This window comes from Beijerinckia mobilis, assembly GCF_000745425.1.
Lineage (GTDB): Bacteria > Pseudomonadota > Alphaproteobacteria > Rhizobiales > Beijerinckiaceae > Beijerinckia > Beijerinckia mobilis.
On the sequence record NZ_JQJH01000001.1, the window covers coordinates 318039 to 343526 of the forward strand.

Annotated in this window: 20 protein-coding genes; 12 read left to right on the forward strand and 8 right to left on the reverse strand. The window is 59.1% G+C overall.

Annotated features, from left to right (window positions below; genetic code table 11):
- The first annotated feature begins 32 nt into the window (after positions 1-32).
- From DL88_RS01395 to rpmG, 4 genes are all read left to right on the forward strand, one after another.
- Positions 33-902 carry a CbtA family protein gene (locus tag DL88_RS01395; protein WP_034990856.1) on the forward strand — a complete coding sequence of 290 codons (870 nt, stop codon included), beginning with the start codon at positions 33-35 and terminating at the stop codon, positions 900-902.
- Between the two features lie 289 nt (positions 903-1191).
- Entirely contained in the window at positions 1192-1659 is a 468-nt protein-coding gene (locus tag DL88_RS01400) for a DUF983 domain-containing protein (protein ID WP_034990858.1), read from the forward strand.
- 393 nt (positions 1660-2052) lie between these two features.
- Positions 2053-3306 carry an MFS transporter gene (locus DL88_RS01405; RefSeq protein ID WP_245270573.1) on the forward strand — a complete coding sequence of 418 codons (1254 nt, stop codon included), beginning with the start codon at positions 2053-2055 and terminating at the stop codon, positions 3304-3306.
- Positions 3307-3481: 175 nt separating this feature from the next.
- The gene (gene rpmG / locus DL88_RS01410) at positions 3482-3649 is read left to right on the forward strand and encodes a 50S ribosomal protein L33 (RefSeq protein ID WP_034990859.1); all 168 of its coding nucleotides are present in this window, start codon (positions 3482-3484) and stop codon (positions 3647-3649) included.
- A gap of 23 nt (positions 3650-3672) precedes the next feature.
- Here the strand turns inward: rpmG and recO are convergent, their stop codons facing one another.
- A complete protein-coding gene (gene recO / locus DL88_RS01415) occupies positions 3673-4425 on the reverse strand; it encodes a DNA repair protein RecO (RefSeq protein ID WP_034990861.1) in 753 nt (250 codons plus the stop codon).
- Between the two features lie 315 nt (positions 4426-4740).
- Here recO and DL88_RS01420 point away from each other — a divergent pair, with 315 nt between their 5' ends.
- Positions 4741-5103 carry a SpoIIAA family protein gene (locus tag DL88_RS01420; protein WP_034990863.1) on the forward strand — a complete coding sequence of 121 codons (363 nt, stop codon included), beginning with the start codon at positions 4741-4743 and terminating at the stop codon, positions 5101-5103.
- 25 nt (positions 5104-5128) lie between these two features.
- On the opposite strand, the gene DL88_RS01425 is transcribed toward DL88_RS01420, so the two are convergent.
- Positions 5129-6103 carry a quinone oxidoreductase family protein gene (locus tag DL88_RS01425; protein WP_034990865.1) on the reverse strand — a complete coding sequence of 325 codons (975 nt, stop codon included), beginning with the start codon at positions 6101-6103 and terminating at the stop codon, positions 5129-5131.
- Positions 6104-6158: 55 nt separating this feature from the next.
- Positions 6159-7235 (reverse strand): threonine aldolase family protein, encoded by a 1077-nt coding sequence (locus DL88_RS01430; RefSeq protein ID WP_034991260.1) that lies wholly within the window; start codon positions 7233-7235, stop codon positions 6159-6161.
- Positions 7236-8087: 852 nt separating this feature from the next.
- On the opposite strand from DL88_RS01430, the gene gltB reads away from it, so the two are divergent.
- Together gltB and DL88_RS01440 are read left to right on the forward strand one after the other, a co-directional pair.
- Complete coding sequence (gltB, locus tag DL88_RS01435; protein WP_034990866.1) at positions 8088-12749, forward strand: glutamate synthase large subunit; 4662 nt, start codon at positions 8088-8090, stop codon at positions 12747-12749.
- 219 nt (positions 12750-12968) lie between these two features.
- Positions 12969-14387: a glutamate synthase subunit beta gene (locus DL88_RS01440; protein WP_034990867.1), complete on the forward strand. Its 1419-nt coding sequence runs from the start codon at positions 12969-12971 to the stop codon at positions 14385-14387.
- A 208-nt stretch (positions 14388-14595) separates the two neighbouring features.
- On the opposite strand, the gene DL88_RS01445 is transcribed toward DL88_RS01440, so the two are convergent.
- The 4 genes from DL88_RS01445 to mnmA all read right to left on the reverse strand — a co-directional run bounded on the left by DL88_RS01445 (position 14596) and on the right by mnmA (position 18676).
- Positions 14596-15474 (reverse strand): glycosyltransferase family 2 protein, encoded by an 879-nt coding sequence (locus DL88_RS01445; protein ID WP_051955454.1) that lies wholly within the window; start codon positions 15472-15474, stop codon positions 14596-14598.
- Positions 15475-15590: 116 nt separating this feature from the next.
- Entirely contained in the window at positions 15591-15782 is a 192-nt protein-coding gene (locus DL88_RS21040) for an MJ0042-type zinc finger domain-containing protein (protein ID WP_370736378.1), read from the reverse strand.
- An 800-nt stretch (positions 15783-16582) separates the two neighbouring features.
- Complete coding sequence (locus DL88_RS01450) at positions 16583-17272, reverse strand: class I SAM-dependent methyltransferase (protein ID WP_051955455.1); 690 nt, start codon at positions 17270-17272, stop codon at positions 16583-16585.
- 3 nt (positions 17273-17275) lie between these two features.
- Complete coding sequence (gene mnmA, locus DL88_RS01455) at positions 17276-18676, reverse strand: tRNA 2-thiouridine(34) synthase MnmA (protein ID WP_156970878.1); 1401 nt, start codon at positions 18674-18676, stop codon at positions 17276-17278.
- A gap of 511 nt (positions 18677-19187) precedes the next feature.
- Here mnmA and sciP point away from each other — a divergent pair.
- Positions 19188-19463, forward strand: coding sequence for a CtrA inhibitor SciP (sciP, locus tag DL88_RS01465; protein ID WP_034990869.1), 276 nt, complete (start codon positions 19188-19190; stop codon positions 19461-19463).
- Between the two features lie 232 nt (positions 19464-19695).
- On the opposite strand, the gene DL88_RS01470 is transcribed toward sciP, so the two are convergent.
- Positions 19696-20718 carry a putative bifunctional lysylphosphatidylglycerol flippase/synthetase gene (locus DL88_RS01470; RefSeq protein ID WP_051955456.1) on the reverse strand — a complete coding sequence of 341 codons (1023 nt, stop codon included), beginning with the start codon at positions 20716-20718 and terminating at the stop codon, positions 19696-19698.
- 825 nt (positions 20719-21543) lie between these two features.
- On the opposite strand from DL88_RS01470, the gene DL88_RS01475 reads away from it, so the two are divergent.
- From DL88_RS01475 to rplT, 4 genes are all read left to right on the forward strand, one after another.
- The gene (locus DL88_RS01475) at positions 21544-23019 is read left to right on the forward strand and encodes a leucyl aminopeptidase family protein (RefSeq protein ID WP_034990870.1); all 1476 of its coding nucleotides are present in this window, start codon (positions 21544-21546) and stop codon (positions 23017-23019) included.
- 22 nt (positions 23020-23041) lie between these two features.
- A complete protein-coding gene (locus tag DL88_RS01480; RefSeq protein ID WP_034991268.1) occupies positions 23042-23905 on the forward strand; it encodes a C40 family peptidase in 864 nt (287 codons plus the stop codon).
- Between the two features lie 186 nt (positions 23906-24091).
- Positions 24092-24292 (forward strand): 50S ribosomal protein L35, encoded by a 201-nt coding sequence (rpmI, locus tag DL88_RS01485; protein ID WP_034990871.1) that lies wholly within the window; start codon positions 24092-24094, stop codon positions 24290-24292.
- 143 nt (positions 24293-24435) lie between these two features.
- A complete protein-coding gene (gene rplT / locus DL88_RS01490; RefSeq protein ID WP_034990873.1) occupies positions 24436-24801 on the forward strand; it encodes a 50S ribosomal protein L20 in 366 nt (121 codons plus the stop codon).
- The last annotated feature ends 687 nt before the right edge of the window (positions 24802-25488 follow it).

Here is a 25488-nt window from a genome sequence, read left to right on the forward strand (position 1 = left end):
CACGGCCATCCGCGTGAAGGGATCTTCGACTGATGATCGGCAGACTTTTGCTGCGCGGAATGGTTGTCGGCCTTTTCGCCGGTCTCCTGGCTTTCGGCTTCGCGAAGCTCTTCGGCGAACCCGAGATCAACAACGCCATAGCCTTCGAAACGCGGATGGAAGCCCAGGAACATGGCGAAGAAAACGGCCAGGAACATAGCCATGCGCATAGCCATCTGCATGGCGAGGAAGCGCACCACACGCATGATCACGCCACGCATGATCATTCCGCAAGCGCGGAGACCTCAAGCCCCGAAATGATGCCGGAACCTGAGGCGATCTCGCGTGCGACGCAGGCGGGTCTTGGACTTCTCACCGGCATGACCGTCTATGGCGCGGCGATGGGCGGGCTCTTCGCTATCGGCTTCGCCTGCATGCAGGGGCGCGCCAATGGCTATGGCGCACGGACCAATTCGGCGCTCCTCGCTCTCTGCGCTTTCACCGCGTTGGTGCTCATCCCTTTCCTGAAATATCCGGCCAACCCGCCCGCCGTGGGCCAAGCGGAGTCGATTGGTCTGAGAACGGCCTGGTTTTTCATCATGCTGGCGCTTTCCATCGGGGTGCTTCTGGCGGCGATTGCCCTGGCGCGCTGGCTTTCTACCCGCTATAGACTTTGGAACGCCCTGCTCATCGGCGGCTCTTTCTATTGCCTGGCGGTGGGGCTTCTCTATCAGCTATTGCCAAGCTTCCATGAAGTACCGCCGGGCTTCGATGCCGATCTTCTGTGGCGTTTCCGCCTGGCCTCGCTCGGCATACAGGCCATTTTCTGGACAACGATCGGCCTGGTGTTTGGTCCTCTCGCGGAACAGGTTTGGGAGCAGCAAACAGGCTCAATGCCACAATTCCGGCCGCGCAAGCCTTGAAGATAGAGGACATTCTTCTCAGATTGTGGCAAGGCAACAGAGCGGATTAGCGCCACGCATTCCGGTCTGATGAACCGGATCCAGCGAGATGTTTCCGGCACGATGTCCGCCAGTAGGAATGCTTTGAGAGGAATGCTTTCAAGGGCCAGGTTTCGGGTTTATCCCTTGGGGCAATTTCCTTGAGGTAATTGTCTCGCAAGCGATTTTGCGCTCAAATCGCTTGTCGATATCGACCCGGCGAACGATTGTCGCGGCACCTGTCGAGAGCGACGATAGAAAGCCATTCTCCATGCAAACCACGACCGCTACGCAAGACACGCCCCAAGAGGGCCATGATGCGGAACCGGCTCCGCGTCCTCTCGCGGAAGCGATGAAACGGGGCCTTCGCCTGCGCTGTCCCGCCTGCGGCATCGGCAAGATCTTCTATGCCTATCTCAAGGTGAATGATTATTGCCCGCATTGTGGCGCGGCCTTCCATCACCATCGCGCCGATGATGCCCCGCCCTATGTGACCATCGTCATCGTCGCCCATGTGGTCGGCACCCTGATGGTGATCAACGAGACCTTCTGGCCGGATTCGCCGGTCTGGTTGCAGATGATGATCTGGCCGGTGCTGACCATCGTCCTGTCGCTCGCGTTACTACCGCCGATCAAGGGCGCGCTCATCGCCTATCAATGGGCCTTCCGGATGCATGGTTTCGAGAATCCGGCTACGGAAAAACGTCCCATCGAGACCGGCGAGCCCCTCACCCCCTAGAGCGTTTCGGATATATCCGGAAACGCTTCACGAAAGAAAATTAGAGTATTTTCAAAATGATGGAATCGCGTAGCGATTCAACATTATCGGAAAATGCTCTAGGATCACGGCGAGACCCTCTGATACCAAGTTTCAATAAAATGGTTCATTGAAACTTGCCCCGCGCGACGGCGGACGGCGGCTTTCCGCCGAACCTCCTTGACCCCAACGTGTTGGGATCAAGGAGACTTGGTATAAAAGAGCAATTTCCGCGGTAGATTTCCCGATAAGCACCTCCGCTGGACCTCTTTATTGGTCGCTCTCGGCAGCATCGTTCTTGCTCCGCGATTTGCTTTGATCCTGCCCGGCCGTGCACGGCCACTTGGGATTCCATCCGTTACGAGAAAACCGCGCTTGAAAGCCACTTGTTCCACCAAGGCGGAGCCGGATGCCGTTTCCGGCGCGGCAGCACCCGCCTGTGCAAGCCAATCCGGCGACGAAATCGAAGCACGGTTTCTGCGCCGTCATGCCGCTTTTCTGGCGATCGGCGCCGCCATAGCCGCCATCTCCATCGTCGGCATTGGTCTTTCGCTCCTCATGAGCCTTATCGCGCTGCGTCTGAGCGCCCAGGGCTATTCGGCTCGGGCGATCGGCCTGCAATCCGCTGTCGCCGGCCTTGCAACTCTCGTAAGCGCGCCGCTGGCTCCGCTTCTCGCGCGCGCCTTCGGCCTTCGCCGCGTCCTCCTCGCCACGCTCGTCATCGGGGCGACGAGCCTCGGCCTTTTCGCCATCACCCAATCCTTCTGGATCTGGCTCGTCCTGCGCGCGATTTTCGGCGCAGTCCTGACGGTCCTGTTCGTGCTCAGCGAATATTGGATCAACATGCTCGCCCCGCCGCACCGGCGCGGCCTCATCATGGGCATCTATGCAACGACGATGGCGCTCGGTTTCGCCACCGGGCCGACCATCCTCGCCGTCACCGGCATCGAAGGTCTACTGCCATTCCTGGTCCCGATCGGCCTTTTCGCCGCGGCCGGTCTGCCAATCCTGTTCGGTACCAGCGCCGCGCCGCCGATGGCGGAGGAGGCCCGGCACGCCAAAATCACCACTTTTGTAAAGCGCGCACCCGTTGCTTCCGTCACCGGCTTGCTGCATGGCGCGATCGAAATGGCGGCTCTCGGCCTGCTCCCGGTTTTCGCCTTACAAGCGGGTCTCGATTCCCTTTGGGGCGCGCGGCTCGTCGGCATTTTCGCGCTCGGCAACGTCCTGTTCCAGATCCCGCTCGGGCTTGCCTCCGACAGTTTCGAGCGGCGGCGGATGCTGCTCGCCATCAGCCTCGCGGGCCTCGCGACCACCCTGCTTCTGCCGCTCGCGGGCACTGACCGCCTCGGTCTCTTCTGCCTGCTCCTCGTCCTCTGCGGCGGCCTCTCGGGCAGCCTGTATCCAATCGGCCTCTCCTTGCTCGGATCGCAATATAAGGGCGCCGAACTTGCGAGCGCCAATGCCGCCTTCGTCGTCTTCTATTCCGTCGGCATGCTGTCGGGACCACCGATCATCGGTTTCGGAATGGACCTTTATTCGCCAAACGGTTTTTTCCTGACGATCGGTGGTCTGTTCCTGATCTACGCCTTGTTCATCGCCAATCGTCTCGCGCACGGGCAAGAATGAACCGGCTTGTAGCGGGAAACGCGCTCTCTTCTTGACAAGCGCGAAGCGATCCTTATGGTCCGGCTTTCTCTTTTTTGCCGCCCGGGATCCGATCCGATCTTTCGTCTGATTCCCGGGCCGGGTTTAAGAAAACTGAAGCGGATGCGATCGGGCTCCGTCTCCGGAAGGATATCCAATGGCCAAGGCCGCGATGATCAAGATCAAGCTCCTGTCCACGGCGGACACGGGCTATTTCTACGTCACCAAGAAGAATGCCCGCACCAAGACCGAGAAGCTTGCATTCAAGAAATATGATCCGGTCGTGCGCAAACACGTCGAGTTCAAAGAAACCAAGATCAAGTAAGCCTTTCTCTGGTAAACTCGCGCTTACATGGGTTCCGGCGTGCCGCGTGGATAGGTTCTATCCATTTCCCTGAGAAAGGCGGCGCGTGCCTCGGGCAAAACCTCGTTTTGCCCAGAGAAGAAATGACGCGCCAGAAAATGGCCCGTCAGGCTGAATCCCGCTTCGACCTCCGCGAAGGAAGGGACAAGCAACAATCGGCCATCCAGGAAGAACGGCGGCAGAACCAGCAATCTGTCGCGCCAGGCTTCCCCCGCACGCGCGGAGACGGCGCGGCCCGATTTCGGCGAGACATAGATCAATTCCTGTGTCGCCCCCGTGAGCGCGCAGGCGGAAAGATCGAGCCCGAAACCGGCTTCCGCCAGAAAAGCCAGCTCGAACCGTGCGAGAAGGATCGGCGCAATTTCCGGTGCATCAATATGAGCGAGCAGCACGCTGAGCGTCTCGTAAAGCGCTGGATGCGGGTCGCGCTCCGGCAAAAGGCGCAAAAGAGCGGCAATGAGATTCATGCCGTGGAGCGCCAGCCGGCTGGCGAATAGCCGCGCCGTGCGCAGCACTGTGGGCTCGATGGCGAATGTGCCGAGTTGCGGATCGATCCGCGCGTGCCAGACGAGATCGGCCTGATTGCCCACTTCAAGGAGCGGCCGCAACCGCCGGCTCTCGCCGCCACGCACCATGCCGAAATGCCGTCCATGGTCGCGGGTGAAAACCTCGACAATCCGGCTTCTTTCGCCATAAGCACGGCCGCCGATAATCAGCCCCTCGTCCCGCCACTCCATGCCGCCATTCCATATTCTGGCCGTCGCTCGTGGATGATCCGGACAGTACCCTCGAGATTGCTCCGATCGCTCTCGAAATGTGCCAGCCGTGAACGACGAATGCCAAGTCTCATTGCGGCTTGGCCTCGCGATGACAAGGAGGCTGCTTCCCGCCAAGTTTCCTTGATGCCCGCAGATTGGGATCAAGCAGATTGGGTATTCATAGCCGCCGCCTTCATGACATCGTGATCGACCGTTCCTGCCCCTGTTCCTGCGGCCCGTAAAGTACGATATTTTTCATCGAAAGCTGTTTTCGTCAACGAATGGAGACGCTGAATGCTTACGCTGGTTCCAGGCATGCCCGACGATGTCATTGCCATCAGTGCCGAAGGACGGATCACCGGACAGGATTACGATCAGGTCCTCATTCCTGCCGTCGATCAGGCTTTCGCGCGGCACAAGAATGTGAAGCTTTATTACGAAGTCGGCGAGACCTTCACCGGTTTTGATATGAACGCCGCGTTCAAGGATTGCCGTGTCGGTTTCAGTCATTGGTGGCACTGGAAACGGATCGCCCTCGTCACCGATCTTCACTGGCTCAAGACGACGGCGCAATTCTTCACCGCCTTCATGCCGGGCCAAACGCGGATTTTTCCAACAGCGCAGCGCGAGGCAGCCAAGACCTGGATCGCATCCTGAACGGAGACCGGTCACGAAACTCTGGTCAGGGCACCAAAACTGTTGCGCCGCTGGTCTCCCGCGCTTCCAAAGCCTTATGCATGTTCGCCGCGTCGGCGAGCGGCGCGATCTGGTTCACCGCGATCTCGACCGATCCGTCCTCGACGACCTCGAACAATTCCTTTGCCATTTTCGCATAGCGTTTGGGCTTAGTCGTATAGGCATTCAGGGTCGGGCGTGTCGCGAACAGAGACCCTTTGCTGGCGAGAAGGCCGATATCGAAAGCCTCGATCGGTCCAGAGGCCGAACCGAAACTGACGAACAGTCCGAACGGCTTCAAACAATCGAGCGAGGCCGGAAAGGTCGCTTTGCCGACGCCATCATAAACGACGTCGCAGAGTTTGCCCTTGGTAATTTCATAGACACGCTCGGCGAAATTCTCCTCGCGATAATGGATCACATCCGAGGCGCCGGCCTTGAATGCCAACCGCGCCTTGGCTTCTGAACCGACGGTGGCGATGACATGCGCCCCGAGAGATCGCGCCCATTGGCACAGGATGAGGCCAACGCCACCCGCCGCCGCATGGACCAGAAGTCTGTGCCCTTTCTTTACCTTGAAGGTCTGGCGCAGCAGATATTGCGCCGTGAGGCCCTTCAGCATCATCGCCGCCGCCGTATCGTAGGAAATGGATTTTGGCAGAGACACAAGACGGTCTGCGGCGACGATCCGCTCCTCGGCATAGCCGCCGAGCGGCGCCACATAGGCAACACGGTCTCCAGCCTTCCAGCCCTTCACGCCCGGTCCCACGGCGGCGATCTCGCCGGCTGCTTCATGACCCGGAATGAAGGGCATATGCGGGGCCTTGTAGAGGCCGCTGCGGAAATAAGTATCGATGAAATTCACGCCAATGGCGCGATTGCGTACAAGCACTTCGCCCTCGCCCGGCGGCGCCAGCGTAATCTCATCGAGCCTCAAAACCTCGGGACCGCCGAGCTCATGCACGCATATGGCTTTGGTCATGCTCTTGCCTCCGGAAAGATAAGAGGATGGAAAGACGCTGGGGAGCAATCCCCATTCACGCCGCCGCCGCCGCGACGGCGAGAAACCGGTCGATCGTGACTTCCTTCGTCGCGAAGGAAGTCACGAGCCGGACGAGACTTTCCCCCGGTCCGGGCTTGGCGCCAGTCCCTGTCCCCACCGGCCAGACCGCAGGCATCTCCCATGCGTAATAATGCGCACCGGCTTTGCGCAAATGCGTGTCGACCTTTTCAGGCAGAATGACGAAAATCTCATTCGCTTCACAGGGCCAGGCGAGACGCAAGCCGTCGATGGCGGCAATCCCTTTGGCAAGCCGATGTGCCTGCGCATTGGCCTTGCGGGCGAGATCCAGCCAATGGCCTTCCTGAAGATAAGCCACCATCTGCGCGCCGAGCATCCGGCTTTTCGAGAGTGTATGTCCGGCGCGCTTGCGACGATAGACGAAATCACGCGCCCGTTCAGGATCGAAGAACAGAACCGCTTCGCAAGCGAGCGCGCCATTCTTGGTCGCGCCGAAGGAGAGGACATCGATGCCCGCCTTCCAGCTCATCTCGGCAGGTGTCGCGCCAAGCGCCACGAGCGCATTGGCAAAACGAGCGCCATCCATATGGACCGGCAAGCCTGCCTCATGCGCTCTATCGCTCAAAGCCCTGAGCTCCGCGAGACTGTAGAGCGTGCCGGATTCCGTCACCTGCGACAAGGAGAGCGCCGCCGGCTGCACCTGCCGCACGGGACCCCTTGGAAAATTCTCAAGCCGCGCCGCGAAAGCCTCCGGCGTCAGCTTGCCGAAGGCGCCCTCGATGCCGACCAGCTTCGCGCCGCCGGTCGCCATTTCCGGCGCACCGCATTCATCGGCGATGACATGAGCTTCCGCATGGCAGAAGACCGCACCCCAGGGCGGGCATAAAGCGGAAAGCGCCAGCGCATTCGCGGCCGTGCCGGTCGTCACCAGAAAACAGACGAGATCATGCTCGAAAATCTCAGCAAGCCGGCGTTCGGCTTCACGGCTCCAGCCATCGGCGCCATAAGGTGTTGCCGGCCCCTCATTGGCGCCGATCAGCGCCTCGAGTATTGGGCGGCTTGCTCCGGCAATGTTATCGCTCGAGAAATCCATGCTGCCATTGCCTCCGCCTGCGCATTCCCCGGGCAGGAATGGGTGGCCACCCAGCCCGAAATTCAGCAACGCCATCCTTTCACTGGCTCGCACGGTGAGTCCAGTCCGTAGTCAAGCGCGTCTCTGAGATGTGCAGCCTATATAGCAATGCGCCCGGATCAGCCAAAGAGTGGTGAGCGAGGTTCGTTGCCTTTCGGTATTCTGGAAGAGCTATCACCGCTCTCATTTCCCTCAGCACCTGGAAATCTTGCCTGAAAACCGTCTGGACAAATGAAAATTGGCCGAAAATATGTAATTCCGGCTCGGGATTTCTCGAAATACGCTTGTCTTGCCATAATAAATCTGCAATGTTCGCGTGCCGTGAGAGGAGAGCGCTCCGGAACCGTGAGCCTCCTGTTCCCCGGCCGATGATCGGTCCAGACGATTCTTGCCAAGATCATTCCGCAAGAGAACCATCCGATGAACCGCCATTGGATGCCTTGTGGTTGCCTGCTTTCCAGTGCTGCGCACCTGCAAAGAGAGAGAGCCGTTCGCGCATGAGTCTTCGTCGATGAGTCGATGGATTAAAGCTTGAAGGTTTTCTGGAAGCCGCCCTTTCAGAGGTTTCCGGGATCCACCACTCCCGATCCGAGGCAAACCATTGTGGTTTGCCTGTCCTCAGACATCGTAAACGTCAAAGTGGGTAAGCGTCACAATGGCTCTGGCCGGAAATGCTCTGGCCGAAGCTACTCTGGTCGAAGACGTCTTGGGAGGCCGATCATTGGGTGATATCGCTAAGCGATACGGCCTGCGGCGGTCTCCGGAAGGCCTCTTCTTTCATGTTCATTCTCTGCTGCTCGGATAAACGTCCCCATGACCAAGCCCTTTCCTTCCGATCCTGGTCTGCCCGCCGCTCAGGGACTTTACTCCCCCACTTTGGAACATGACGCGTGCGGCGTTGGCTTCGTCGCCAATCTGCATAATGCCAAATCGCATGAGATCGTCGAGATGGGTCTACAGATCCTGCTCAATCTCGACCATCGCGGCGCCGTCGGCGCCGACAAAAAAGCCGGCGACGGCTGCGGCATGCTGGTGCAGATGCCGCATGAATTCTTCCTCGCCAAATCGGCCGAATGCGGCTTCACCCTGCCGGAACCGGGCTGCTACGCCGTCGGCAATCTGTTCCTGCCGCGCGAGGAAGCGCCACGCCGCCAAATCGAGGCGATCGTCGAGAATACGATCGTCGAGGAAGGCCAGATCTTTCTGGGCTGGCGCGACGTGCCGGTCGATTCCTCCGGCCTCGGCGAAAGCGTCAAGCCGACGGAACCGGTGATCCGCCAGATTTTCATCGGCCGTGGCGCCGATGTGGCGAGCCAGGACGAATTCGAGCGCCGACTGTTCATCCTCCGCAAGGCCATCTCCAACAAGGTCTATACCGAGGACGGCCTACGCGCGCTCGGCTTCTATCCGGTGTCCTTGTCGTCGCGCACCATCGTCTATAAAGGCATGCTGCTCGCGGGCCAGCTCGGGGATTATTTCAAGGATCTGCACGATCCCCTGTTCACCTCGGCGATCTCGCTGGTGCACCAGCGGTTCTCGACCAATACGTTCCCCACCTGGTCGCTCGCCCACCCCTATCGCATGGTCGCCCATAATGGCGAGATCAACACGCTGCGGGGCAATGTCAACTGGATGGCGGCGCGGCAGGCTTCGGTCGCCTCGGCCTTGTTCGGCAATGATATTTCCAAGCTCTGGCCGATCTCCTACGAAGGCCAGTCGGATACCGCCTGTTTCGACAACGCACTCGAATTTCTCGTCCAGGGCGGCTATTCGCTCAGCCATGCGATGATGATGCTGATCCCAGAGGCCTGGGCCGGCAATCCGCTCATGGACGAGGGCCGGCGCGCCTTCTATGAATATCATGCTTCCATGATGGAGCCATGGGACGGCCCGGCTGCCGTCGCCTTCACCGACGGCCGTCAGATCGGCGCGACGCTCGACCGCAACGGCTTGCGTCCCGCCCGCTATCTCGTGACCGATGACGGACTCGTGGTGATGGCCTCCGAAATGGGCGTCCTGCCGATTCCGGAAGAGCGCATCATCCAGAAATGGCGCCTGCAGCCCGGCCGCATGCTGCTCGTCGATCTCGAACAGGGCCGCATCGTCTCCGACGACGAAATGAAGAATGCGCTTGCGAACTCGCATCCCTATGCCGACTGGCTGGCGCGCACCCAGATCGTTCTAGAGGATCTGAAGCCGGTCGAGCCGCGCTCGACCCGCACCGACGTTTCACTGCTCGATCGCCAGCAGGCCTTCGGCTACAGCCAGGAGGATCTCACCATCCTCATGTCGCCGATGGCGGTGACCGGCCAGGAAGCCGTCGGTTCGATGGGCACGGATACGCCGATCTCGGCGCTTTCCTCGAAGCCGAAGCTTCTCTACACCTATTTCAAGCAGAATTTCGCGCAGGTCACCAATCCGCCGATCGATCCGATCCGCGAGGAGCTCGTCATGAGCCTCGTGAGCTTCATCGGCCCGCGCCCGAACATTCTCGACCATGAAGGCAATTCCAAGCGCAAGCGCCTGGAAGTCCGCCAGCCGATCCTCACCAATGCTGATCTCGAAAAGATCCGCTCGATCGGCCATTTCGAGGAAAGTTTCGATTCCAAGACGCTCGACATCACCTATGCCTCCGACAAGGGCGCCGAGGGGATGGAGGAAGCGCTCGAGAAGCTCTGCGCGCGCGCCGATCAGGCGGTCAGCGGCGGCTTCAACATCATCATCCTGTCCGACCGCCTCGTCGGACCTGACCGCATTCCGATCCCGGCCCTGCTCGCGACGGCGGCGGTGCATCATCACCTGATCCGCAAAGGCCTGCGCACTTCCGTCGGCCTCGTCGTCGAGACTGGCGAAGCGCGCGAGGTGCATCATTTCGCCCTGCTCGCGGGTTATGGTGCGGAAGCGATCAATCCCTATCTCGCCTTCGAGACGCTTGCCGCCATGGCGCAGGACTTCCCCGAGGAAGTCGACGGCTATGAGGCCGTCAAGCGCTATATCAAATCGATTGACAAAGGCCTTCTCAAGGTCATGTCGAAAATGGGCATTTCGACGTATCAATCCTATTGCGGCGCCCAGATCTTCGACGCGATCGGCCTCGCCTCCTCCTTCATCGCCCGTTATTTCACCGGTACGGCGACGCGCATCGGGGGCATCGGCCTCGCCGAAGTCGCCACCGACACTGTCCGGCGCCACAAGGAAGCCTTCGGCGACATGCCGATCTACCGCAACGCACTCGATGTCGGCGGCGATTATGCTTTCCGCTCGCGCGGCGAGGCGCATTCGTGGTCGCCGCAATCGGTTTCCCTGTTGCAACATGCGGTGCGCTCGAACCACAAAGACACCTACCGCGCCTATGCCGCGCTGCTGAACGACCAGAAGCACCAGCCGCTTACTATTCGTGGGCTGTTCCGCATCAAATCCGCTGATGAAGACGGCCGGGCGCCGATCGCGATCGAGGAGGTCGAACCGGCGGCGGAGATCGTCAAGCGTTTCGCCACCGGCGCCATGTCCTATGGCTCGATCTCGCGCGAGGCCCATACCACTTTGGCCTTGGCCATGAACCGCATCGGCGGAAAATCGAATACCGGCGAAGGCGGCGAGGAATCTGACCGTTTCCGGCCACTGCCGAATGGGGATTCGATGCGCTCCGCCATCAAGCAGGTGGCTTCGGGACGGTTCGGCGTCACTACCGAATATCTCGTCAATTCCGACATGATCCAGATCAAAATGGCGCAGGGCGCAAAACCCGGTGAAGGCGGACAATTGCCCGGCCACAAGGTCGATGCCGTCATCGCCAAAGTCCGCCATTCGACACAGGGCGTCGGCCTCATTTCGCCGCCTCCGCATCACGACATCTATTCGATCGAGGATCTGGCGCAGCTCATCTACGATCTCAAGAATGTCAATCCAGGGGCCGATGTCTCGGTCAAGCTGGTGTCGGAAATCGGCGTCGGCACGGTGGCCGCTGGCGTCTCCAAGGGCCGCGCCGATCATGTCACCATTTCCGGCTTCGAGGGCGGCACCGGCGCCTCACCACTGACCTCGATCAAACATGCCGGCAGCCCGTGGGAAATCGGGCTCGCCGAAACTCATCAGACCCTGGTGCTCAATCGCCTGCGCTCGCGTATCGCCGTGCAGGTCGATGGCGGGTTGCGCACCGGCCGCGACGTTGTCGTCGGCGCTCTCCTCGGTGCCGATGAATTCGGCTTCGCCACAGCGCCCCTGATCGCCGCTGGCTGCATCATGATGCGCAAGTGCCATCTGAACACCTGCCCAGTCGGCATAGCGACGCAGGATCCGGTACTGCGCAAGCGTTTCACCGGCCTGCCCGAGCATGTCATCAATTATTTCTTCTTCGTTGCCGAGGAAGTGCGCGAATTGATGGCGGAAATGGGCTATCGCAGCTTCAACGAAATGATCGGCCAGATGCAGATGCTCGACAAGGCCGAAGCCATCGCGCATTGGAAGAGCAAGGGGCTCGATTTCTCCAATCTGTTCCACAAGCCGCAGGCGGCGCCGGGCGATGCCATCCATCACACCGAGCGGCAGGACCATGCGCTTGAAAAAGTGCTCGACCGCAGGCTGATCGAGGAAGCGCAGCCGGCGCTTGAGACCGGCAGCCCTGTCGGCATCGAAGTGCCGATCAAGAACACCGACCGCACGACGGGCGCCATGCTGTCGGGCGAAATCGCCAAGCGCTTCGGCCATGCCGGGCTTCCCGACAATACGATTCACGTCAAGGCCAGCGGCACCGCCGGCCAGAGCTTCGGCGCCTGGCTCGCTTCCGGCGTCACGCTCGAACTCGAAGGCCAGGCCAATGATTACGTCGGCAAGGGCCTCTCGGGTGGTCGCATCCTGATCTATCCGCCGAAAGACACGCGGATCGTTCCGGAAGAATCGATCCTGCTCGGCAATACGGTGCTCTATGGCGCGATCGCCGGGGAATGCTATTTCCGCGGCGTCGCGGGCGAACGGTTCGCCGTGCGCAATTCCGGCGCCATTGCCGTCGTCGAGGGTACCGGCGATCACGGCTGTGAATATATGACCGGCGGCATCGTCGTCGTCATCGGCCAGACGGGGCGCAATTTCGCCGCCGGCATGTCAGGCGGCATCGCCTATGTCCTCGATGAGGACGGGACCTTCGAGAAACGTTGCAATCTCGCGATGGTGGAGCTCGAACCCGTCACCGAGGAAGAAGACCTGATGCAGAAGAGCTATCATCAGGGCGGCGATCTCGCCGCGCATGGCCGCGTCGACATCATGCGCGACATGACGCGTTTCGACGCCGAGCGTCTCCACCGCCTGATCACCAATCATGCGGCCTTCACCGGTTCGACCAAGGCGCAACAAATCCTCGATCACTGGGACGACTATAAATCCAAATTCCGCAAGGTCATGCCGGTCGAATACCGGCGCGCCCTGCAGGATCAGATCATTCAGGACGAGGACCAGAAAGTGCCCTCACCCGCGCATTGATCGCGGAAAAGCGTCCCGGCTCAACACGGAACATCGCGTCAAATCCCCATGGATCGCGCTTTGTCGCGACCCATGGTTTCAAATCATGATTTCCCTTCGCGCCGATTTGTTTTAGAGCAAATCCAAGTGTCCCGCCGGCCCTGCCGGACGGGCATGAAGGCGTGCCTGCGGCAATAAGGCCGCGATCGGGCTAGAGCCCGGCTATGATGGACGGATAGGATGGGCAAGGTAACGGGTTTTCTGGAAATCGACCGGCGCGACCGGCGCTATGCGCCGGCCTCCGACCGAATCCGCCATTACCGCGAATTCGTCATTCCTCTCTCGGAGGAAGCCACCAAGGATCAGGCGGCGCGCTGCATGAACTGCGGCATCCCCTATTGCCATAATGGCTGCCCGGTCAACAATCAGATCCCCGACTGGAACGATCTCGTCTACCATGCCGACTGGCAGGAAGCCGCGCTCAATCTCCATTCGACCAATAATTTCCCGGAATTCACCGGCCGCGTCTGCCCCGCCCCCTGCGAGGCGGCCTGCACGCTCAATCTCAACGACGTACCGGTGACGATCAAGACGATCGAATGCGCGATCGTCGACCGCGGCTTCAAGGAAGGCTGGATCAAGCCAGAACCCACATCGAAAAAGACTGGCAAACGCATTGCCGTCATTGGCTCGGGCCCCGCCGGAATGGCAGCAGCGCAGCAGCTTGCGCGCGCCGGCCACGAAGTGCATCTCTATGAAAAGAACGCCAAGCTCGGCGGTCTCCTGCGCTACGGCATTCCCGATTTCAAGATGGAAAAACATCTGATCGACCGCCGTCTCAAGCAGATGGAAGCCGAAGGCGTGATCTTCCACGCGGGTATCAATGTGGGCGTCGATCTCGACGCCAAAAGTCTCGTCGCCGACCATGACGCCGTCGTTCTGGCAGGCGGCGCCGAAAAGCCCCGCGACCTGCCGATCCCGGGCCGCGAACTCGGCGGCGTTCATTTCGCCATGGATTTCCTGCCGCAGCAGAACCGCCGCGTCGGCAAGGAAAAGATCCACACCAACGAGCCGATCCTTGCCTCCGGTAAACATGTCGTGGTCATCGGCGGCGGCGATACTGGCTCCGATTGCATCGGCACCTCGATCCGCCAGGGTGCGCTCTCGGTCACCCAGATCGAAATCATGCCGCAGCCGCCGGAAAAGGAAAACAAGCAGCTCACCTGGCCAGACTGGCCGCTAAAAATGCGCACCTCTTCCTCCCATGAAGAAGGCGCCGTGCGTGATTTCGGCGTGCTGACGCGCGAATTCACCGGCAAGGACGGCATGGTTCGCGGTCTGCACTGCGTGCGCGTCGACCACAAATTGCAGCCGATCGAAGGCAGCGATTTCGAACTCAAGGCCGATCTCGTTCTGCTCGCAATGGGTTTCGTCTCCCCCCTGCATGAAGGTCTTTTACACAATCTCGGCGTGAACCTCGATCAGCGCGGCAATGTCGTGGCCGATACGGTCCATTATCAGACATCGCTCGACAAGGTCTTCGCCTGCGGCGACATGCGGCGCGGCCAGTCCCTTGTCGTCTGGGCGATCCGCGAAGGCCGCCAGGCCGCCCATGCGGTCGATGCCTATCTGATGGGAGAAACGGCTCTGCCGCGCTGAGCCACGCACCGGTATCAAACAGGGCCGCTTGGATAGCCGGTCTCTGATATCCGGTTTCAATGAGCATGGCTCAATGAAACCGGGAGACATCCAACCAGGGCATTGCGACTATGCCTCTATGGGACCTGACTCCGGCCGCTGCAGGGTGTCGGCTCTCCACCGGATCTCCCCCCTGCACAAGGCTCGGGGCATTTCTCGCCGGAAACAATCATCGGGCCCCCAGGTCCTGATCCGGTTTTCCCCGGACCAAAGCCCATTCGGCAATCTGCCGGATCACCTTCCCCTGGACCGAAAGCGACCGCGGCACGCCGAGGATCCCGTAAGATTTCACATAATGCGCCAGATTGTGTGCGAAGCCCGCGCCGAGAAAAGCGCCCGCCTTGAACGGTTTCCCTTGCCCTTTCAGATAATGTTTGAAGACGACGAAAATGCGCGCCACTTCGCAATTCGGCTTATAATGCTCACGCCCTATTTGCGATGGAAAATGATAAATGAACGCGTCCGGACAAATCTGAATCTGCCAGCCGGCTGCACGCGCACGCAGGGCGATATCGACTTCATCATAGCCATAGATCAGGCGCGGATCGAACAGGAGTTCCCTGCACAATGTTGCGGGAAAGAGAGTCGCATCAATCACCAACGTATTGATAGGATCCTTCGGCCCGTAGGCACGTGACTGGTAGCCGAGAAAATCGAGATCGCGCGGGATGATCAATTCTCCGCGGTTTATTTCCAAGCCCGAATAGATAACCTTTTCATCGTGCCGCGCACTCACCATCGGCGTCATCTTCGCCAGGAAGTCACTACCAAGGCGTGTATCATCATCCATGAACAGCATCCAGTCAGCAGTGACGGCGGGAATGATATTGTTCCTGTTGGGGCCCAATCCCTTGCGCGGCCCTTCCAAAAATTTGACATGAGGAAACTGAGAGCACACGAGTTCGCGCGTACGCGTATCCGTACTATCATCGGAAACAATGATTTCCTTAAGTGGCATGGTTGATTTCCCGGCGGCACGCAGACATTCAGACAGATCGTCGGGCCGGTTACGGGTGGCGATACAAAGAGCTACGTTCAGGTCATACATCGATACGCCCTTCCTGAATGATATTAGGAGAATGGCATGTTCAAAAGTCACCCGATCAGAGCCAGATTGACCAAGCGGGCATCGCATGATGATCGAGAAAAGCCATGCAAACACCATCAGCCCTGGGGTAGTCGAGGAGGCTTGCACATACGTTCTGGAAACGACACTTGCCTGATAAGCTTGGCGCGCACATGCGCCAGACTATCGCCCGAGCGATTGCCCAAGCTCCTGTTCAAACGCCAGCCTGTCGCTGATGAAGCTTCCATTACGCGATATTGCGAAGTGCATTCCGGGCATTTCAAACGCATCACTCAAGAGAGCCTGCACATTGATGAGCAGATCGCGGCTCTCCCCTTTTCCAGAGTGATCGATACAACAGGACACGTTCTTACAAAGACATTAGAGTCACCAGAAAAGGGCTGGCCATTTTCCGGCTCGAAACTGCTACGCTTGTCACACTTAGACGCCTGTTATGATTAAACGCCTGGTGCGGTTCGGATCGTTCCGCTTCGGTTCACTTGAAAATCGAAAGCATTTCCAAACTGTCTGGCCTGCGCATTACGGATCAAATGTAATCCGCAAACACAATAGGCATTCTGTGCATGACGGACCCGCTACACAATCCGGATCCCGAAGGGGATACAGAGAGCCGCATCATATCAACGATATGGATACGATCAAATGACACGATCGACGGAAATACAGGCTGTTCTTTCCGTGTGACAGGCCGAAATATTTCCGGCGAAGCTCGTTTGGTTCGCGACGCAAGCAATTGAAAAATATTATTTTTGTGGGAATGTGCCTGGACGCAACCGGAACGGTCTCAACAACGATGATGCAACTTGAATATTTCCGCCAAGATCATCGCGCAATGTACCGTCATAGCTGGAGAAACCCGAGCGCATTTGCAAACGCCTGTCTGCGCCGGATGGAATAGCGCAGTTGCCTGCCCCTTTGGCAGAGCATCAGGCTGGAGGAGGCGAGCCGCTTTTGTGTCAATGGACCGCGGAGCCGTTGCTCAGGCGATCGGCGGCGGGGCCCATCGCCGCGGGAGGGAACGATCTCCGGTAGCCGAGCCTCGATAAGGCGCCCTCATGAAGGCCTGCTATCAGTTTTTCACAATCCGCGCCAGGGTGAATAATCCAAGCGGCGGCAAAGTCTTCCGCTCGGCCAGACGACAGGGGCGCGTCGCTAGCCAGTCACCGACAATCGCCCAGGGAAATTCCGGCTTCCAGCCGAGCGCGGCGGCACGGCGGCCGAGCCACCGCTCGACAAAGGCGACAAGCCCATCCTCCGCGCCGATATGGTTGACGAGCACGATCTCGCCACCGGGTTTCAGCACGCGCAGAAATTCGTCGAGACTGGCGTGAGGGTCCGGCAGAACCGTCAACACATAGGGGGCGACGACACGGTCGAAAGTCGCATCAGCGAAGGCCAGACGCGCGGCATCCATGACCGCAAGGCCCTCCACCTGACGCAAATTCTGCTGATTGATCCTCTCCTGCGCGCGTCGCAGCATGGGAAGGGAGAGGTCGACACCGATGATGCGACCGCGTGGATCGAACATTGGCAGTTCGAGGCCGGTGCCTACACCCACATCGAGAATGCGCCCGCCGCGTGACGCCATTTCGGCGAGGGCCGCGGCAGCGGCCTTGCGTCCCGGCCGCATGACCGCCGTGAAGACCAGATCATAGATCGGCGCCCAGCGGGCATAGGCTGCCTCGACATGAGCGTTTTCATAGGACCGGTCGTCAGAGGCGTCATCGACCAGGATGCCCTTTTGCGTCCTGTCATCCATGTTTCAAGCCGATTCCGTGGGAGGAGGCGCGAGCGTCTCGCGCGTGAGCGGGGACGCACCGGAAAGCGTTTCCGTTTCGGTGAGCATTTTCACCTGAAGGGCGGATTCCGTGGCGCTGATGAAGCCACCGCCGAGAACCCGCGCCCGCGGGTTCTCGCTTTCATAGAAGACACAAGCCTGCCCCGGCGAGACGCCGTCTTCGTCGGAAGCGAAATCGATCCAGCTTTCCGCGCCCTGCACATGGAGAAAAGCCGGTACCGGCGGCCGCGTCGAGCGGACCTGAGCGAAAATCTCCAGGCCATGCTCATCAATATCCCGCAACTCACCGTCGCCGATCCAATTGACGCCGCGCAGATGCACACGGCGGGTGGCGAGCGCCTCCCGTGGACCGACAATGATCTGCGCCTTGGCAGCATCGAGTCGAATGACATAGAGCGGTTCGCCGGCGCCGGCGCCCACCGAGCCGAGACCCAGACCACGCCGCTGGCCAATCGTATAATGAATAACCCCGGCATGACGGCCAAGCACGCGGCCATCGACATGCAGGATCTCGCCGGGTACGACGGCGCCGGGAGACAGCCGTTCGATCACATCGCTGTAACGCCCGCTTGGCACGAAGCAGATATCCTGGCTATCGGCCTTGTCGGCAACGGCGAGACCAATCTCGCGCGCCATCTGCCGCACCTCGCTCTTGGCGAGATCACCGAGGGGGAAGCGGAGAAGCTCCAGCTGCTGCGCGGTAGTGGCGAACAGGAAATAGCTCTGATCGCGGGTCGGATCTTCGGCCCGGTAGAGCCCGCGCCGACCATCCGCCTCGGCGCGCGAGGAGACATAATGTCCGGTCGCCAGAACATCGGCGCCAAGCGACTGGGCGGTTTCGAACAGATCGGAGAATTTAATCTCGCTGTTGCAGGAAACGCAGGGAATCGGCGTCTCGCCCGTCGCGTAACTCTGCGCGAAAGGATCGATCACCTTGCGCCGGAACCGTTCCTCGTAATCGAGCACATAATGGGGGATGCCGAGCTGATCGGAGACATTCCGGGCATCCTGAATGTCCTGCCCGGCGCAACAGGCCCCTTTGCGGTGCACGGCCTCGCCGTGATCATAGAGTTGCAGGGTGACGCCGATGACCTGATAGCCCTCGCGCGCGAGCAGCGCCGCAACGACGGAAGAATCGACCCCGCCCGACATGGCGACCACAACCCGGGTTTCGGCCGGGGATTTTTTGAGGCCAAGGCTGTTCACGCCCGGCTCCCCAGTGGAACCAGACTGCCCGGGACCGCCATCGCCTAGATTATTTTGCGCGCGGCCCTCTTCGTCCGGAGACCGGCGCAAAAGGTCCTCCGACGTTTCGGACAAGGGCTCAGAGGAAGAGTCACGTCTCGTCCGGCTGTTGATTTCCATCAACCCGCCCTCCGTCGGTGATCGCTAGCGGCTTCAATTCGCATGATATGTATAAATAGCCTCTTGGCCGCGCGATGCAACGGAAAGCTGGAGCAAGCTTCGTTCCATACCCAATTCTTTGCCGATCGGCCAGTTTCGCGATTTCCCCGGATCGAAGGACAGTTCCCGCTGCGAAATCCAACGGGTTTGGACGCGCGATGCCACGACCAAAAGCATTTTCCGTTTATGTTGGATCGCTTCGCGATTTCATTCCTTTGAAAAAGCTCTATTTTTTTGGACGAAGCATTTCTGGATATATCCGAAACGCTCCTGGAGGCAGCATTGCCTCGTCAAAATGAAACAGTCGTTAAGAAGAAAACAACTATGCTTTAGCAGAAGTCCAAGAGAAAATAATATTAACAAGTTATTTCAGGAAACTTCATTGAAAAAACGCGGGTGACGTTTAGTCAATTCTTAAATCGCCTCGCTTAGGGTCCTCACTCGTAAGATCTGACCTTAAGAGTTCTGGACTATGGTAGAAACTCTCCGCCCAAGGAGCAAATTTGTTACCGGCCCTGACGGCAGCCCTCTGACGATCGCCGACCTGCCACCGACCACCACGAAGCGCTGGGTCATCCGGCGCAAGGCGGAGGTCGTAGCCGCGGTGCGCGGTGGCCTTTTGTCCCTGGAAGAAGCCTGCAACCGCTATACTTTAACCGTGGACGAATTTCTTTCCTGGCAAATGTCCATCGACCAGCATGGATTGGCTGGCCTCAGAACCACACGCATTCAGCAATATCGATCCTGAACCGGGCCTGATGCCAGCGGCAGGCGTTCCGCATCGCTTTCGAGCCGTTTTGCCAAAAACAGAAAAACGGCGATTGCATGCCTCGAGCAGTCAGCGCGCCGACCTTCTTGCGCTATTCTCACCGACGCGCCGCCAGGGATAGATTCTAGCCTTTCGCTGGCCATGACAGCAACAAACCGAAAAGTGGTCGCCACTTTTCGGTTTGTTGCGTTCAGGAAATCGGGGATCGCGTTTACGGATCCGGCCGATCGAGAGATACCGCAGACAATACCTTGCCCGCAGAATCGTTCAAAGTCTCCTTGGTAAGCGCATCCTTCAGCCTGTTGCGCTCGAAGAGCAGCACGATGACGAGGGAAATGGCCAGCGGCAGCAAAAGATAGAGAAAACGGAACACCAGAAGCGCGGCAAGGATCTTCGCCTGGGGGATTGCCGGCATGGTTTTGAGAAACAAAAGTTCAAAAACGCCGAGACCGCCAGGAGCATTCGATGCGAGCGCCGCCGAAAAGGAGGCCAGAAAAACGCCGAGCACGACGAAATAGCCCGGATTTCCCGCTTCCGGAAGCGCGTAATAAATGATGCCCGCCGCACCAAGAAGTTCGAGCGGAGCCGCGATCAATTGCCGGAAGGTGACGCCCGGTCTCGGATATTCAAGACGGAAACCACGGATCACCAACGGCTTGAGATGGAAAACCGACCCCACAATATAAAGGCCGACGGCCGATAGGCATATCACACCAATGATGCGGGCCATGGTCGAATCGGTCAAGACGTCTGGCAGAATACCGCCGAGACGGTGTAATTGTGTCGGTTCAAGCACAAGGACCAGCCCGCCGACAAGCAAAGTGCCAAGAAAAAACGTCAGCGAGCACAAAGCCACCAGCACCGCCACCTGCGGCGCCGTCATCCCCTGTGTCGAATAGGCGCGGTAACGCACCATCGCGCCAGAAAAGACCGTCGCTCCAATATTATGCGCAATGGCATAGGTCGTGAAGGAGCACAGAGACACGAAGACGAGTGAAATGTGATTGATGCCGAGGTGGCGCAGAGCGATTCGATCGTACCAGGCAAGCGCAGCATAAGCGACGACAGTGGCCAGCACCGCCATGAGGTAACGCTGCGGCGGTAGGTTTCTCATCTGATCGAGCACCTGCGTGCCGATCGCCATGCCGTGGAATTCCCCGTAGAGGAGCCAGAGAGACAGAACGACCGCCAGAACGCCTATGACAGGCCAGACAAATTCGAGGATGCGTTTCATGACACTCCGGATGAGCGGGCCCTTGCCCGTAAATCTCCGTTGGACCCTCGGTAGCCTTTCGTGGCGAGCGCCACGATTGATTTTGCTTTCTCAAAGCAAAATCGAGGCTGCCTGACATTTTAGATCCCCGCAGACCTCATAACGTCTGCCAGGATGGGAACAGCCTTCTACGCGTTTCGACCCGACTCGTCGAACCGGGTCCCGATGATTTAAGCGCGACCCACCAATTATATACCACCATTCCGAAGAAATAAGGCGGCACACTCTCCCAAATCATTGGAATCGAATGATTTGGGAGAACGAAACCAGGAATTCAGGGATACACAAATTCCCTTATCCCGGCCTGTCGAGATCACGGAGACTTGGCTTGAAAGCCGCCTTTCCGCAATCGCGGTGACTCGCGCCCCATTGGGTCATGCTCATGGAGACGTGGTCTTACAACTCATCAAACTCAATTCATGGCGCCATCCCTGCACCATGGCTCGACGCATCGCAAGCAAAGATATCCCTGACATAAGGCAGCAAGTCTTACGGAAATAAGACTGCCCGAAACCGCTTCCGCAAAAACCGCTCGCGTGAAAAATACCTGTGCCGACTTGCTATGAGTCCTCGACGTGACATTATCACGTCGGTAGAGCCCGCTCTCTGCGAGAGTCGAGAATCTCCCGGATTTTGCTTGAAGAAAACCGAATTGGTTTTCCTTTCGCGCCCGGGCGCGGGCGGAGCTGCGGGGAAACGCTACAACGCCGCTTCCACGGAAGCCCGATCCCGGTGGATAAGACCCGGTGGGATTAAATATCCCATCATTGTTACAGGAGTTCGATCATGCCCCTACGGCGTCACGCCACGGACAAGGCCCTTCCCATCTGGTTCGTGACCGCCGAAACCTGGCCCGAACTGCGCGATAGCTTGCCCCCTTTCGTCAAAACTTTTGCCGAGACGAGCGGTTTTGCGGCGCAGCCTGGCCGTACCCTCGTTTTTCCGGGGTCGAGCGGCGCGCTTGAAGGTGTTCTCTTCGGGCTTGAGGCGAAGAATGCGGAAGCAGCCGACCCTCTGCTGCCAGGCCGTCTCGTTTCGGCAATTCCGGCGGGCCTCTATTATTTCGCCAACCATCCACATGATCTCGAACTCGCAACCCTGTCCTGGCTGCTATCCGGCTATCGTTTCACACGCTATAAAGCGGCCAGCGCCGAAATGCCGGAACTCTGCGCTCCAGATGGGGTCGATGCGGATCGCATCGAGAAGATCGCCGAAGCTGTCGCGCTCGGGCGTGATCTCATCAATACGCCGGCCAATGATCTTGGTCCTGATGCATTGGAAGAAGCCGCGCTGCGGGTCACGACGACCTACAAGGCCAAAGCCTCGATCCTGCGCGGCGACAAATTGCAGATGAACAATTTTCCCCTGATCCATGCGGTCGGCCGCGCCTCGGACAAAGCGCCGCGCCTCATCGATTTTTCCTGGGGCCCGCTCGATGCACCGAAAGTCACACTGGTGGGCAAAGGCGTCTGTTTTGATTCGGGCGGCCTCGACATCAAGCCAAGCTCCGCCATGCTCCTCATGAAGAAGGATATGGGTGGAGCCGCCACGGCTCTCGCGCTCGCGGCGATGATCATGGGCACGAACCTGCCGGTGCGCCTCAGAGTGCTGATTCCGGCAGTGGAAAACGCCATTTCCGGCAACGCCTTCCGCCCCGGCGATATCTATCCGAGCCGCAAGGGCCTGACGATCGAGATCGGCAATACTGACGCCGAAGGCCGCCTCATCCTGGCCGATGCCTTAGCTCTCGCCGACGAGGATGCACCCGATCTGCTCATCGATTTCGCGACGCTCACCGGCGCCGCCCGCGTCGCACTCGGACCCGATCTCCCTCCTTTTTACACCCAGGACGATGCGCTCGCGGAAGCGATTCTGGCGCATGGCGCGGCACTCGCGGATCCGGTCTGGCGCCTGCCCCTTTGGTCGCCTTATGCGAAACTGCTCGACAGCAAGATCGCCGACCTCAACAATGTTTCGAGCGGCTCTTTCGCCGGATCGATCACTGCCGCACTCTTCCTGCGCCGTTTCGTGGAAAAGGCTAAGGCCTGGGTCCATTTCGATCTCTATGGCTGGACGCCTTCCGCCAAACCCGGCCATCCGGAAGGCGGCGAGGTCCAGACCGCCCGACTGCTGCTGGCGCTGATCGAACAGCGTTTTGCCTCCGGCATGCCGATTCTCGGCGACACACTCACCAATATTCCACCCGAGGCACCGGAACCGCCCCCCTTCGCGGAGGAAACAGCGGCGGACCTCACCCCCTGACTTGCTGACACCCCTTTGGCCAATGCCCGCTCGTGACCCCCGCCTGACTCCGGCGCGCGCCGATCTCGCCGCCGCTCATTTGCGCGGCCTCGTCGCCGCCGACACTTATGCCGAGGGCTACCCGATGCGTGTGGCGGTTGAAACCGCCCCGCTGCATCGAGCTCCTCATCCCGAAAGCCCCATTGAGACCCACGCGCTCTTCGGCGAAACGATTGTGCTCTATGAAGATCGCGAAGGATGGGGCTGGGTCCAGCTCGAAACCGATTCCTATGTTGGTTATATAGCGATGAATGCGCTGACCGAACGAGGTCCTGCACCGACACACAGGGTCCGTGTCAACCGCACCTTCCTCTATCCCGCTCCCGACATGAAACGGCCTCCGATCGGCACCCTGCCCCTAGGGGCAAAGATCACTGCCTGCTCCGAAAATGGAGCCTTTACGCAAATCGCCCCGGCAGGCTTCGTTTTTTCGACGCACCTTTGCCCAGTCCAATCCTTCGAGACGGATTTTGTCAGCGTGGCGGAGCGGCTTCTGCACACACCTTATCTCTGGGGTGGCAAGTCCTGTCTCGGCATTGATTGCTCCGGTCTCGTCCAGCTTGCTTTGGCTCAAGCCGGAATAGCGGCTCCCCGAGACACGGATCTGCAGATGGCGGCGCTCGGAACGCCGCTACCGTTGGGCGACGACCCATCCGCCGATCTGCCCACCTTGCAACGCGGCGATCTCCTCTTCTGGAAGGGTCATGTCGGCATCATGCGGGACGAAGCCACACTTTTGCATGCAAATGGCCACCACATGTTGGTGGCAAGCGAGCCGCTTGCGGAGGCGCGCGCCCGCATTCTTGAAAAAAGTTTCGGCCCGATCATCGCAATAAAGCGCTTTTGACGCCCGTGTGACATTTGCTTTCCGCAGCGCTTGGCGTATAAGCGGCGTCCTGATCGTCCGGCTGTAAGGGCTGCCGTGGCGGTTTTTCGCTCGTCCGGCAACGGACGGGGGTGGTTTTCCACCCAAACAGCATGGGGCGCGAAGGCGCCGCAACAACAAGGCGCATAGGCGCCAGGAGACGAGCAAATGCCCAAACTGAAAACCAAATCGGGAGCCAAGAAGCGGTTCAAAATCACCGCGACGGGCAAGGTTCTCTACGCGCAATCCGGCAAGCGCCACGGCATGATCAAGCGGACGAACAAGCAGATCCGCAATCTGCGCGGCACCAGCGTGATGTTCAAGAGCGACGGCGACAAGATCATCCGTTTCTACCTGCCGAACGGCTGAACCGCCAAACGGGTCCGACCTGGCGCGCTCAGAGTTCAGTGTCGTTTGGTTTCCACACGCGCCAAACCGAAACTGCATCAATAGCGGCTAGACCCGGGCACGAACCCACGCATTTTCCTTCCCCGATTTGAGAGAGATTTTCCATGGCACGCGTCAAGCGTGGCGTCACCTCGCACGCCAAACATAAGAAGACCCTAACTGCCGCCAAAGGTTTTTACGGCCGCCGGAAAAACACGATCCGCGCCGCCAAGGCCGCTGTCGACCGCTCGATGCAATATGCGACGCGTGACCGGCGCGTGAAAAAACGCGTCTTCCGCGCCCTGTGGATCCAGCGTCTGAACGCCGCCGTTCGTGAACTGGGCCTGACCTATTCGCGTTTTATCGACGGTCTCACCAAGGCCGGCATCGAAATCGACCGCAAGGTCCTGTCGGAACTGGCAATAAGCCAGCCGGAGGCATTCAAGGCGATCGTCGAACAGGCGAAGAGCGCCCTGACCCCGGCCGTCTGACTGTATCACGACCCAATCCCGTTACGATGATTGAGCAGTACGGAACCCTTCGTGCTGCTCAAAATTCTTTGTGGCTCTTGGAAATCCGGCAAGCCACATCCACCTAATAAAGCGGGTTTCCGGTTTATCAGGCCCATGTGGATGCCCGGAATGGCTTTTAAACGGGAGAGCATTGGCGGGAGAGCGCACGATCTGGATAATTCTATCCAAACGTGTCGCGGTCTCCAGTCGCTGGTGGATGTCTCTTTCGTGAATGGGCAGCGTTTCGCATGTCCGCGCTGGAACCATTACCCGAAACCACATCCACAACAGGTTATCAGGGAATGGAAGCTGTTCCGCGAAATCCAGTGGCCGATTTGGGCTTTTATGATTTGTTTACCATTTTGATCTTTATTTAATTGAGACGTTAGCGAAATTGGGGGTGAGCCCTCCACGGCAGGAAAACCAAGCTTGCCCGAAGCTGATTAAATCAGCCCGCAAAACAACAATTGAAGTTATTTTCTCTATTCGACAGGCGAAATATTCGCTACATTGGAAGAGTAATCGATTCGGTAGAGAAATACCGGCATCAGTGCTTGAACCTCTTGAATTGATGGGGTCGGCTTTTTCGTTTCACCTGAACCAGTCTTGATCCTATTGCAGCGATCATTGGCATAGGCTCGTGGTTATTCGAAAGCGATTGCATCG